This window comes from Paenibacillus sp. GCM10027626 (genome assembly GCF_042676285.1).
Classification (GTDB): Bacteria; Bacillota; Bacilli; order Paenibacillales; family Paenibacillaceae; genus Paenibacillus_Z.
This window is the reverse complement of sequence record NZ_JBHTHC010000006.1, coordinates 176,926-189,808: the sequence shown is the minus strand read 5'-3', so window position 1 is coordinate 189,808 and position 12,883 is coordinate 176,926. Positions and strand designations below refer to the sequence as shown.

Below are 12,883 nucleotides of genomic sequence, written 5' to 3'. Positions count from 1 at the left end.
GGCTCCTTACCATTGCATCCAATTTCTGCACATATACTCAAGCCTGAAAATTTGTTCTTGCTAACGCTTTCACAACGAGCTATAATGAGTGTGCGAATAATAATTCTAGGTTGAACAAATGTTCACAGGGGGAGGAGTGAGCCTTCTATGGAAGCGAGCCAGGAGAAAACAAGACTGTTGGTGAAAATTAGTACCCTTTATTATATAGACGGAATGAACCAACAGGAAATCTCCGCACGTCTCGGCATCTCCAGACCGCAGATCAGCCGTATGCTGGCTGCTGCAAAGTCGGATGGCATTGTGCAAATCAATATTCGGAATCCGTTCTCGGAAGAACAGACGTATGAACGTGCCATTTCGGAAACGTTCGGCATTAAAGACGTCTTTGTCGTGCAGACGCCGGAGGCGGATGGCCAGGTCATCGACTTGCAGCTTGCCCGCGCAGCTTCTGCTTTGCTGGAGAACGTTATCCGTGACCGGGATGTAGTCGGTATTATGGCCGGCAGAACAATTGCCTCCGTAGGCAGGGAAATGAATTATATCGGCAAGAAGGATGTCAAATTCGTACCGATGATCGGCGGCTGGGGCTCGGAAGGAGCGGCATGGCATGCCAATTCCAACACAAGAGTTTTTGCCGAGAAGCTGAAATCGCGCTATTTATTGTTGAATGCTCCAGCTATTGTCGCGTCCAGGGAAGCAAGAGAAGTTTTTCTGAAGGAGCTGGAGATTGCAGATGTACTGGAAACGGCTAGAAAAGCCACTGTAGCCCTCGTCGGCATCGGGCAAATATCGGAAAAAGCGGCTATTGTGCAATCGGGCTATTTTAACCGCAATGAGATCGAAGCCGCCCGCTCGGCAGGCGCTGTATCCAACATTTGCAGTTCGTTTTTGAATGCTGCCGGCGAATGTGTCGAATACGAGCCCCAATCCAGAATGATCGGCATCGATATTGACGAGCTGCGCCGTATTCCCAATGTAGTGGCTATCGCCAGCGGCAGCGACAAAGTCGAAGCGATTGGCGCAGCCCTCAGAGGACGCTGCATGAATGTACTGGTCACAGACATGGCTACGGCCAAGCGCGTACTGGATTGGCACCGTTCACACCCTGCCCCGTAATGCGGGCGGGCTGTGGCAAACTGCGATTCTGCGCATAGAAACATCAGATAAAGGGAGGCTATACAGATGAAAAAAACATTGCTTATTATGGTAGCGCTTTTATTGGTACTTTCACTGGCTGCATGCGGATCATCCAAAGAAGGCGAAGGCGCAGCGGGCGGCAGTAAAACCATTTCGATCCTGACTCCTTATCTCTCTTCGGTAACGACAAACGAAATGGTCGAATCGCTGAAAAAACAAGCGGAAGAAAAAGGCTGGAAAACGAGCGTCATCGATACAAAAGGAGACGTCGGCCAGCTTGCCAGCCGGATGGAGGACGTCATTTCATCGAAAACGGGGGCGATCGTGCTGGTCAGTACCGATCCGAACCAGCTGAAAAGCCAGATTCAAAAAGCGAAAAAGAAAGACATTCCAGTGTTCGGCTGCGACTCAGGCTTCATTGAAGGCATGACGATGAATGCAACGAGCGACAATAAAGAAATGTCGAAAATGATTAGCGAATATTTGTTCAAAACGATGGGCGCCAAAGGAAATCTTGTCGTGCTCACCCACCGACCGCACCCTGGCGTACTTGCCCGGACCGTTCAGCTTGATGAAATGTTGAAGGAAAACTCCGGCATCACCAAAGTGACGGAGCAGCAAGTTGAAGTGCCTGGTCCAATCGAAAACTCGCGCAAACAAATGGAAAGCCTGCTGTTATCCAACAAACAGGAAGGCGCTATCACGGCGGTATGGGCAGGCTGGGACGAGCCGGCCATCGGGGCGGCGCAAGCGATTGAAGCGGCCGGACGCAAAGATATTATTGTAACCGGCATCGACGGCAACAGCCAAGCGGTCGAAATGATCAAGAAAGGCTCTCCGCTTGTCGCCACAGTGAAGCAGAATTTTACCGGCATGACCGAAATCGTCGTCAAACAAATCGATCTTGTATTTCAAGGCAAGCCTGTAGAAGGCACGGAGCTATACGCGCCGGCTACCTTGATTACAAAGTAAATCCATGCACGGACCAGGAGATGAGCGGCGCCAAAGCCGCCTTCTCTCCCTGCATAAGGAGGGGTTAGCGTTGTCTCTTCTGAAAGTCGAAGGTTTAAATAAAATATTTGGCCAGCATTATGCTTTATCCCAGGTGCAGCTTGAGATTGCGCCAGGCGAGATCCATGCCCTGGTAGGTGAAAACGGCGCCGGCAAATCTACGTTTATTAAAATCGTAACCGGGGTCTACTCCCCTGATGGCGGTACGATTTTCTGGAAAGGCAATCCGGTCACAATTACCAATCCTGGCGATGCCAGACAGCTTGGCATCAATGTCGTTCATCAGGACAGACATTTGATTCCTTCCTTTAGCGGCTATGAGAATCTGTATCTCGGCTTGCCTTATCCGAAAGGAAAAATTAAAATCGGCGTTCACTGGAAAGAGATGCGCATGCGCGCCAAACGTTTAATGGAAGAATTCGGCGTCAAGCTTGATATGAACAAAACAGCGGAGCGGATGTCGCCTCCAGAAAAGACGATGCTGGAAATACTCCGCGCTATGATGCTGGACTGCAAGCTGCTTATTCTGGATGAACCGACCGCATCGCTAACCGACCAGGAGTCGGAGCAGCTTTTTGCCCTTATTCACAGGCTGACGGAGCAGGGCACGGCCATTCTATATGTTTCGCACCGGATGGATGAAATATTCCGTTTGTCCGATCGGATTACCGTATTTCGCAATGGAAAGCATGTTGCCACAGTGAACCGCAGCGAGACTGATAAGGATCAGCTAATTTCGCTGATGAACAACAATGAATACAAGCGGGCGAACCGGGAAGAGCGGTCCGTCCCGGCGGGTGAACCGGTGCTGGAAGTGTCGAACTTGTCGACGGAAGACCGTAAGGTAGATGGCGTCAGCCTGCATGTCCGGCAAAGGGAAATTGTCGGCATATTCGGACTCGCCGGAGCCGGCAGAACCGAATTGCTCGAAACGATATACGGCTTGCGGCGCAAATCCGGCGGCGAGGTAATCGTGCGCGGAGAACGGCAATCGGTAGTTAGCCCGCGCCAGTCGCTCGACAACGGCGTTGTTCTTATTCCGGAGGAACGAAAGCGGGATGCGCTCGTTATGGGACTGACCATTAGAGAAAATATAACGCTGCCCGTGCTGCGCAAATTTTCGAACGGATGGAAGATCAGGAAAAGAGCGGAGCTCAGTGAAGCCGAGCGCTGGATGGCTGATATGAAAGTTAAGGCGTCCGGCACGGAGCAGGCCGTCGGGCAATTAAGCGGCGGCAATCAGCAGAAGGTCGTGTTCGCCAAGGCGCTAATGTCCTCGCCGGTCTTATACCTGTGCGATGAGCCGACTCAGGCCGTCGATATTATGACCCGCGAAGAAATTCACCGTTTATTGAAGCAGCAGGCTGACGATGGTTGCGGCATACTGTTCGTTTCTTCTGACTTACAGGAAGTGCTTGATATATCCGACCGGCTCTATGTGCTTCATCAAGGCCGAATTGTTGCAGATCTGATTAACCGGGATGTAACCCCGGAGAACATACTGGCCTATTGTTTCGGTCAGGGAAAGGGAAGTGATCACAGTCATGGTTGAAGCTCGAAGCAATATTTCCTTTATTCGTCTGATCCGCACTTACGGCACTGTGCTGGCAGGAGTGCTGATCATTCTGGCCTTCTCTATTCTTAGTCCGGATTCGTTCGCTACGATTGATAATGCGATCAATATCAGCCGTCAAATTTCTTTTCTAGTTATCATAGCACTTGGGGCTACACTGGTCATGGCGGTCGGAGAATTCGACTTGTCCGTCGGCGCGTTGGCCAGCCTTGGCGGCGTTTTTGCAGCCAAGCTTGCCGTAGCCGGCTTTCCGATTGCCCTGGCGATTTTGCTGCCGCTCCTGACAGCTCTCGTCATCGGCTATGTAAACGGATGGATCGTCACGAAGTTTCGCGTGCTCTCATTTATTACGACACTCGCCATGGGCACGATTATCGGCGGCATCAACTTCAAACTGACCGGAGGAGCAACCGTATTCGAAAACATTCCGGAATCGTTCCTCTACCTCGGCCAGACCGAGTGGGGCGAAATCCCGCTGCTGTCCTTCATTATGCTGCTCATGACGATTTTGTTCTGGTTTATTATGTCCCATACCGCCTTCGGCCGGAAGCTGTACGCCATCGGCGGCAACGAATCGGCCTCTCGCGTAGCCGGCGTCCGCGTCGCGATGAACAAAAACGCAGCCTTCGCCCTGTGCGCCATGCTGGCGACGTTGACAGGCATCCTGATGGCTTCGCGTCTCGGTTCGGCCCATCCGAACGGCGGGGATGGACTGTTCCTGTCCGCTTATGCGGCCGCTTTTCTCGGGATGACCTCCTTCAAGGAAGGCGTTCCAAACGTTTGGGGAACCTTCGTCGGGGCGGCTATTATTGGCATATTAGCTAACGGCATGACCATTCTGCAGGTACCGACGTTCATGCAGGACGTCATTACCGGCTGTATCGTCATCGCAGCCGTGCTCATGCAGAAGCTGGGGCGGGATCGGGCATGAAGACGCAAATGTTAAACGGCCGTAATCGCGAGACTTGGCTGGCTGCGAAAAAACGGGAAGAATCGCTGCTAATCGGTTATTTGGTGGCCGGCGATCCGACGGCGGGCGAATCGCTGCAGATGCTCAAGGAATCCGTCGAGGCCGGCATCGATGTTGTAGAAATGGGCGTGCCCAGCCCGAATCCCGAGATGGACGGCCCTATCATTCAGCGGGCGCATCAGCGGGCATTAAGCGGCGGCATGGACGCGGAAGAGGCATTGCTGGCCTACTGGCGCAGTATCCGCCAGCAGTTATCTGCGCCAATCTGGGCGATGGGCTACAAGCGGGATGTGCTGGATTCGGGGTTCTACCGGCAGCTTATCCGGGAGAATATGGTGGACGCTTTCGTCCTTCCCGATTGTTCGCTCGAAGAACAAATCGCCCTTCAGGAGGAGATCGCGCCGCATGGCATTGACGTGGTCCGGTTCATCAACAGCGCGATGGATGACGCAGCCATTCAGGCGGCCTGCAGCGGAGCTACTGTGATCTACGCGCAATCCTATGCCGGGACGACGGGCGATCCGCTCGCGAATATGAGCGATCTCTCCGGGCTGTGCACGCGCATTCGCAAATATTTGCCGGACGGGCTGCTCGTGGCCGGCTTCGGCCTTCGTTCACCGCTGCTGGTAAGCAAGGCAATTGAAGGAGGATTCGATGGAGCGGTGGTGGGCTCCGCCCTGGTCGCCCGCTGCGAGAATCGGGAGAATGATTATTTGTACCGCTTAATAGCCGAAATGAAGATGGAGACTTTGCGCTCCTCAGGCGAGGGGATGACAGAATGAAATATATCGCTGCTTTCGACATCGGTTCAACGAATGTGAAGGGCGTACTGGTGAATGAAGAAGCTGCAATTTTCTTCGAAAAGAATGTTCCGATCGAGATCGACTATACCGGCGGCCTCGTGGAACAGGATCCCGAAACATGGTACAAGGCGGTCGTCCGGATTGCGGAAGACTGGTTCCGGTCCGGCATCAAGCCGCAGCATATAGCACTGATCTCCTTCAGCGGCCAAATGCAGGATTGCATCGCCGTCGGCGAAGACGGGGCCGCTGTACGTCCGGCAATTCTGTACTCCGATGGCCGGGGAGACGAGCAGGCAAAACGGCTGCGACAGGAGCTTGGGGAAGAGACGATTACCCGCGAGACCGAAAATCATATGGACGGCACGCTGACCTTTCCAAAAATATTGTGGATGCAGGAGCACGAGCGCGAGCATTACAACAAGACCCGCAGCTTCCTGATCAGCTCCAAAGATTATGTCATTGCCAAGCTGACCGGGGCGTTCGTGACCGACCCGACTTCGGCGGCAACATCGGGCGGCATGAATATCCGGAGCAGAACCTGGATGAACGGCTGGTTCGAACAGTTCGGCCTCGATCCCACAAAGCTGCCGGCCATTATCCCTTCCGATCAGGTTGCCGGCGTTGTCCATGACAAAGGGCAAGCAGAAAGCGGATTTGCCGCCGGCACGCCGGTGCTGTGCGGCATTGGCGATGCCGGTTCGGCCACGCTTGGAGCGGGCGTCTACCGCGATGGGGAGATTTACGCCTATATCGGGACTACGGGCTGGGTAGCAGCAGCCTCGGGCGGGTTTATGGACGTTCAGAACGGAGCGTTCAATCTGTCTTATGTGGAAGCGGACAGGCAGATCGCCATTGCGCCTTTGACGAATGCGGGCAATGCCCATAAATGGGCGGTCGAAGTTTTCGGTCCCGCTGCCGCCGGGCAGCTAAGCCCTTCCATTGCCTTCAAGGAGTTCGAGCAAGCTTTGGACAAGGTGGTCCGGGGCTCGTCCGACAGCGTCCTGTTCCTGCCTTATTTGAACGGCGAGCGCTGCCCGATCCAGGATTTGAATGCTAGCGGCTGCTTCATCGGCCTGACCGCAACGACGACGCGAGCACGAATGGGGGCTGCCGTACTTGAAGGCGTAGCCATGGCCATCCGCCAGGTCATGGAACTGATCGTGGAACCGGGAACAGAGCTGCGGGTGACGCTGATCGGCGGCGGCGCCAAGAGCGCAGCATGGTGCAGGATTATTGCGGATGTGCTGCAATGCGAGCTTGTCGTTCCGGAGGATTCCCAATTTCTCCCTTCTATTGGAGCGGCCATTCTCGGATTTTCCACGCTTGGCTGGGGGAGCGATTACGCGGCATTATGCGCCAAGCTAAAAGCCGCTCAGAAAGTCGAGAGCTTCAAGCCAGATGCCAGTCTTGCCGAATATTATGACAAGCAATTCCAGAAATACAAACAGCTGTATCCGCTGCTGGCGCCGATGTTCGCCATGAATTAAAACAGCTGAAGGGCCAGACTGTACGGGACTATCCCGGCGGTCTGGTTTTTTTCTTTCTTTTGTACGTTGAATCTCAGCCAATAATTTCTTATTATTAGATGAGTAACTTGTTATGTGGTAAAATGCGTATTTTTTGCTTATTTATAGATAGAACCTTACAAATACATAGTGGATTGGATATGAAGGAGAAAAACATGCTGAAGAAAAATAAAATATTTGTCGGGTTAGCGGCTTTTTTCGTAGTCATATGTGCGGGAGGAGCCATAGCCTGGTTATGGCCGGAGAAGGAATGGGTCAGAACCGACGGCATGAAGAAGCAAGAACAGCTTACGGTATTATCGGTCAACGGAATTCAAGATCAGTATGACGTAATTGTGGTCGGGACAGACCCAGAAGGGATTGCCGCTGCGGTATCCGCTTCCCGGAACGGGGCGAAAACATTGCTGATCGAACCCCGCCCCGGGCGCACAGTGCTAGGCGGACTGATGACGGAAGGCTGGCTGAACAGTATCGATATGAACTGGGACAAGACCGTCAAAAACCACGGCAAAGGAAAGGGCGCCTATTTAAACAAAGGCATCTTTAAAGAATGGTATGAGCAAACTGAAGGCCACTCCTTTGACGTGACGACAGCGGCTAACGCTTTCTACAAGCTGGTGCAGGCCGAGCCTAATATCGATCTGCAAATGTCTGTAAAGACAGTCGAGCCGATAAAATCTGCCGGCGACGGGACGGTTGCCGTAACAGGCATCAAAGTAACGCTCCCGGATGGCGAGACGCAAAATATACAGGCCCATGCTGTAATTGATGCGACACAAGACGCAGATTTCGCCGCGGCGGCTGGAGCGGCGTTTACGATCGGCCGCGAAGATTTGGGCGACCCGAATTCCCGGATGGCCGTAACGGCGGTATTTCGTCTGCGCAATGTCAACGACAGCGTGTGGGAGAAAATTATTAAACGGGTGGACGCCTCTGATAACAATGCTGTCAGCGGATTTAACAATTGGACGGCCTGGGGCTATGACCAGGAGATGCAGGGGTACAAGCCGGTCGATCCTGAGCGTACCAAGATGCGGGGCCTCAATCTTGGCCGCCAGCGGGATGGAACCGCGCTAGTCAATGCGCTGCAAATTTTTGGCGTCGACGGGCTGGATGAAGCCTCCCGCCAGGAAGGGCTTGCTATCGCCCGCCGCGAAGTACCGCATGTAGTCGATTATTTGAAGCAATACGATGAATTCGCCCAAGTGGAGCTGGATGACATCGCCCCCGAGCTGTATGTTCGCGAGACGCGGCATTTGATCGGGCTTTATCGTCTCAGCGTCATTGATCTGCTGGAAAACCGCGATCAATGGGACCGCATCGCATTCGGCTCGTATTCTTCAGATCTCCAGCGGACATCGCCTCACGATTCCGGCAATATCGCCGTACACCCGGAGAAATATGCTGTGCCTTTCCGCGCCATCGTACCGAAAGACATCGACGGCTTGCTCGTTGTCGGCCGTTCGGCCAGCTTCGATACGCTGGCTCACGGCAGCGCACGCGTCATTCCGGTCGGGATGGCCGCTGGACAAGCGGCCGGAGCAGCCGCGGTATTGGCAGCCGAGCAAGGCCTGACCTTCCGGCAGCTGGCTGAGTCCAAGCCATTGATCGCCAAGCTGCAGGAGCGGTTAAATAAGCAAGGTATGGAGTTGGCTCCTTATGAATTGAAGCCGGAGTCTTACATGAAACATAAAACTTATCCGGGACTGCGCACAGCCGTATCCTTGGGAATTGCCAACGGAGGGTACGGAAATTCCGCCTTCACACTGGATAATGCCTCCAACGCACAGCGCATGGCAAACATCATGATATTGACGGGAAGGCGGTATGCCGCGCAGTTGCCGGGCAATCCGTCAACGGCCTTGACCGGCATCACCGAACCGGCAAAGACGCCGCTTAGCCTGGATCAAGCAGCGCTCACGATCGCCTGCTCGCTCGGTATAAGTGCCGATCGGGACAATGCCGTCAATACGCTTGTTGACCAGCACGTCCTCACCTCTGCTACGCTGGAGCTGATCAAGGATCGGGAGAAATTGACGGACGGCGAAACGTACCTGCTGCTTAAAGATGCAGTGGACAGTTTCACAGGCGGCGATGGGCACTAACCTATGCGGTCGAACTGGGCCGTAGCGGACCGTGGTTCCGTTATCTGTGAACAAAACAGCAAAAACGGCTGGCTCGCGGACCGTAGATCCGTTATTGGCCGCAAATCGCCGCAAAAACCAGGCTAAATCGGCAAATAACGGATCGTGTGTCCGCGACTCCTCGATTTGGACTGTTTTCAGGCAAAATAACGGATCGTAGGTCCGCGTATAATCGCCGAGATGCGTAGAAAGAATACCAGAGAGCGGCCCAAAAGCCGCTCTCTTTATTTTTTAGCCGCGCGGCGGCTGGCTTAATGATTGGAATAGAGATTCATCTTCACACTCGACTCTCTGACGATGAGCCGGGGCTCAAATTCCACGCGTTCATAACCGGTTGTCGTACCCGGATACTGGATGCGCTTGAGCAGCAGCTCGGCGGCCAGCCGCCCTACTTCGCTGCCCATAATAGAGACAGAGGAAATTTGCGGTGTCGTCACCGTGGCCCACAGATTATTGTCAATCCCGACAATCGCGACATCCTCAGGCACGCGTACACCAAGCTCCTTCAACCGGTTTACGATGCCGATAGCCACCATGTCATTGACCGCATAGATCGCATCCGGCATATTTTTCAAGCTAAAGAAATAGTTCGCAGCCTGCCGTCCCGTCTCAAATGAGAAATCTTCACCGAAATAGACAAGAGACGGGTCCACATGCTCAAGCGATTGCTCATACGCGAAATAACGCTCCTCAATTTTATCTTTGGGCGCTCCCGCATATGCAATTCTTGTCCGCCCGATCTGCAGCAGATGCTCCATCACCAGCCTGCCTTCCTGCCGCGCCATTCCGACGATATCTGCTTTTACATCCGCACTCATCTTTTTCCCGTAATTAATGACGGAAACCGGAATGCCGGCCTGATTAATCATATGTTCCAGCTGCTTGGGGTACGCGAGCGGCATAATAACCAGTCCGTCCACATGCAGCTTCTTCAGCTCCCGCAGCGTTTCCAGCTCAAGCATCGCATTGCCGAGCGTATTGATTTGCACCACCCTGTATCCATGCTGCTTGGCTGCCTGCTCGACCGACCAAGCGATATCAGGAATAATCGCGTTGCGAATATCCGGAACGGCCAGCGCAATCTGGCGCGTTTGGCGTATTTTAAGGCTTTGGGCAGAAGTATTCGGAACAAACCCCATCTCCTCAATAACCTGCAATATTTTGGCCTTCGTCCTGGCGCTGATGCCCTCGCTATTGTTGAGCGCCCTGGAAACCGTAGCAATGCCAACACCCGCTTTTTTCGCCACATCCTCAATCGTTACTTTTTTATTATTGCCCATATGAGAACATTCCCTTCGCAAATCGGAATCGTTTCCTATTTAACCGTTTTTTACTGTTGATACTCTTTATTATAGCATAGCCTGTACGCAATATAACGGAATGCCGCGCAAAACGTTGTTAAACGAGCGCAACGGCTACTTTTCACAGTACATAAGCCCGTTAAAGCAGTTGCTCGATGTTTGACAGGCGGATCAAACTATGACATGATAGTTACCGGAAACGTTTCCTATTTTTCATAGGAACAATCAATTATTATTTCTTAATTCCTACAGGGAGATGACTAATATGCAAGCATTAAGATGGCATGGGCAGAAGGATTTGCGTGTGGAAACGATTGCGGAACCAACGCCTGGCAAAGGGCAGGTCAAAATCCGAATCGAAGCATGCGGCATTTGCGGCAGCGATCTGCATGAGTATGCAGCCGGCCCTATCTTTATTCCGGAAGGAACGCCCCATCCGCTAACGAATGAAAAAGCGCCAATCGTCATGGGCCATGAATTTTCCGGACAAATTGTTGAGATCGGCGAAGCAGTTACACGATTCCAGGTTGGCGATCGTGTCGTTGTCGAGCCTATCTATTCCTGCGGAACATGTGCGGCATGCAAGCAAGGCAAATACAATCTCTGCGACAAAATGGGCTTCCTTGGCCTTGCCGGCGGCGGCGGATTCTCGGAGTATGTAGCTGCAGATGAGCATATGGTTCACAAAATTCCGGACAGCATCTCTTATGAACAGGGCGCACTGGTTGAACCGTCGGCTGTCGTCCTGCATGCCGTGCGTTCCAGCCAATTGAAGGTAGGCGACCGTGCAGTTGTATTTGGTACAGGCCCAATCGGACTGCTGCTGATTGAAGCTTTGAAAGCATCCGGCGCCGCGGAAATCTATGCCGTCGAGCTCTCGGCAGAGCGCCGCAACAAAGCGATCGAACTCGGAGCCATCGGCCTGAACCCGGCCGACACCGATGTCGTCGCGGAAATTACCCGCCTCACTAATGGCGGAGCAGATGTCTGTTACGAAGTTACTGGCGTGCCAGTCGTACTTAATCAGGCAATCGCCTCAACGAAAATTGGCGGACAAATTATGATTGTCAGCATTTTTGAACGGGAAGCCAGCATCCATCCTAATCAGGTTGTGCTGAAGGAGCGCAATATTGCCGGCATTATCGGTTACCGCGATGTGTTCCCTGCTGTCATCAGTTTGATGGAGCGCGGCTTCTTCCCGGCAGAGAAGCTTGTGACCAAACGTATTGCCCTTAAGGATATTGTGGAAGAAGGCTTCGAAACGCTCATCAAAGAGAAAAGCCAAATTAAAATTATCGTTTCTCCTAAGAGCGAGTAATACGCTTTCAACCAGAAAGCAGCAAAAAGGGAACCCTGCAAGGCCCCTGCAAGGTTCTCTTTTTGCTGTGCCCAACGGAATTAAAGCCGGGTTGTTACAGCCCCCTCCCGTGTCGGCGCTCCTTCCGCGACTGTCCCCCGCGCGGCGGCGCGATACTCCGTGGGCGTCAGGGAAAACCGGCTTTTAAATGCTCTCGTAAAGGCGAACAAAGAAGAGTAGCCGAGGGAGTAGGCGATTTCGGTGACGGAATCCCGCGTATCCGCAAGCCTGCGTTTCGCCTTGTCCATCCGTACCTTGTCGATGTACATTTTGGGCGTCATTCCGGTTTGCTCCGCGAAGACGGAGGAGAAGTACGTTCGGTTAACGCCTGCGACTTCGGCCGCCTGACGAACGGTGATACCTTCCGTCGCGTGAAGGTCGATATAGTCCCTGCTGCGCTTGATCCAGGCAATGTCGTCCGGCCCCCGGGTTTCCGCTTTCTCTTCAGCCAACCGAGCGAAAAGCCGGTACAACAGACTTTGCATGCTGAGCGACGTCGAGACGCCGACCTGGGGACAATTGCGCATCAGACTCATAATCCTGTCCAGCGTACCCCGCACCTTTCCTTCTTTTCCGCCGCTAACATATGGCTCTTCCGGTGTCAGGCCGGCCACACCCAGCATACGTTCCGCTTCCAGCCCGTCAATCGCCAGCCAGCTCATCCGAAGCTCTTCCTTGCCGTCTGCCGGTTGATAAACGTAAGTGCGCATAGGAAAAATGCAGAAAATATCGCCCGGAACTAACGTCGCCCGCCGTTCGCCATATTCCAGAATAACCGTGCCCGCTCTAACGAAATGCATACTATAGCTTTCGATTTTCTTAGGCCCTGCCCTGTAGCCGGTCTTGGTGATCGTTCTCCCCGCTCTGACGGGCCAGAAACCGGACGATTTATCCCATTTTCCGGGCGTGTAATACAAAAATTCCGCAATTTCATTGCCGTAGTCTCTCATGTCGGCCCCTTCCTTGCCAAGCGAAATCGGCAATACGCCTGACAAAATGATAAATAAAACGAACACCCGGCTATTCTCCTTCGATAGAGGTTTCCGTACAATGCGAAGCAG

10 protein-coding genes are annotated in these 12,883 nt (G+C 53.2%); 8 read left to right on the top strand and 2 right to left on the bottom strand.

The genetic code is table 11. The features are described 5' to 3' along the window. Positions 1-147: 147 nt before the first annotated feature. The 7 genes from ACFQ0N_RS13970 to ACFQ0N_RS13940 all read left to right on the top strand — a co-directional run bounded on the left by ACFQ0N_RS13970 (position 148) and on the right by ACFQ0N_RS13940 (position 9,125). A complete protein-coding gene (locus ACFQ0N_RS13970; RefSeq protein WP_379327009.1) occupies positions 148-1,116 on the top strand; it encodes a sugar-binding transcriptional regulator in 969 nt (322 codons plus the stop codon). Positions 1,117-1,182: 66 nt separating this feature from the next. Then, a complete protein-coding gene (locus ACFQ0N_RS13965) occupies positions 1,183-2,109 on the top strand; it encodes a sugar ABC transporter substrate-binding protein (protein ID WP_379327007.1) in 927 nt (308 codons plus the stop codon). Between the two features lie 70 nt (positions 2,110-2,179). Further along, complete coding sequence (locus tag ACFQ0N_RS13960; protein WP_379327005.1) at positions 2,180-3,700, top strand: sugar ABC transporter ATP-binding protein; 1,521 nt, start codon at positions 2,180-2,182, stop codon at positions 3,698-3,700. Next, positions 3,693-4,652, top strand: coding sequence for an ABC transporter permease (locus tag ACFQ0N_RS13955; protein WP_379327003.1), 960 nt, complete (start codon positions 3,693-3,695; stop codon positions 4,650-4,652). Before ACFQ0N_RS13960 ends, ACFQ0N_RS13955 begins: the two co-directional genes overlap by 8 nt. Further along, positions 4,649-5,473, top strand: coding sequence for a tryptophan synthase subunit alpha (gene trpA, locus ACFQ0N_RS13950; protein WP_379327001.1), 825 nt, complete (start codon positions 4,649-4,651; stop codon positions 5,471-5,473). The genes ACFQ0N_RS13955 and trpA overlap by 4 nt, the downstream gene beginning before the upstream one ends. After that, a complete protein-coding gene (locus tag ACFQ0N_RS13945; protein WP_379326999.1) occupies positions 5,470-6,981 on the top strand; it encodes a xylulokinase in 1,512 nt (503 codons plus the stop codon). The genes trpA and ACFQ0N_RS13945 overlap by 4 nt, the downstream gene beginning before the upstream one ends. Before the next feature lie 194 nt (positions 6,982-7,175). After that, on the top strand, positions 7,176-9,125 hold the full coding sequence (locus ACFQ0N_RS13940) for an FAD-dependent oxidoreductase (RefSeq protein WP_379326997.1): 1,950 nt from the start codon (positions 7,176-7,178) through the stop codon (positions 9,123-9,125). Positions 9,126-9,415: 290 nt separating this feature from the next. On the opposite strand, the gene ACFQ0N_RS13935 is transcribed toward ACFQ0N_RS13940, so the two are convergent. After that, positions 9,416-10,444 carry a LacI family DNA-binding transcriptional regulator gene (locus ACFQ0N_RS13935; RefSeq protein ID WP_379326995.1) on the bottom strand — a complete coding sequence of 343 codons (1,029 nt, stop codon included), beginning with the start codon at positions 10,442-10,444 and terminating at the stop codon, positions 9,416-9,418. 286 nt (positions 10,445-10,730) lie between these two features. Here ACFQ0N_RS13935 and ACFQ0N_RS13930 point away from each other — a divergent pair, with 286 nt between their 5' ends. Then, positions 10,731-11,783 carry a 2,3-butanediol dehydrogenase gene (locus tag ACFQ0N_RS13930; RefSeq protein ID WP_379326993.1) on the top strand — a complete coding sequence of 351 codons (1,053 nt, stop codon included), beginning with the start codon at positions 10,731-10,733 and terminating at the stop codon, positions 11,781-11,783. Between the two features lie 80 nt (positions 11,784-11,863). Here the strand turns inward: ACFQ0N_RS13930 and ACFQ0N_RS13925 are convergent, their stop codons facing one another. Further along, a complete protein-coding gene (locus ACFQ0N_RS13925) occupies positions 11,864-12,838 on the bottom strand; it encodes an AraC family transcriptional regulator (protein ID WP_379326991.1) in 975 nt (324 codons plus the stop codon). Between the last annotated feature and the right edge of the window lie 45 nt (positions 12,839-12,883).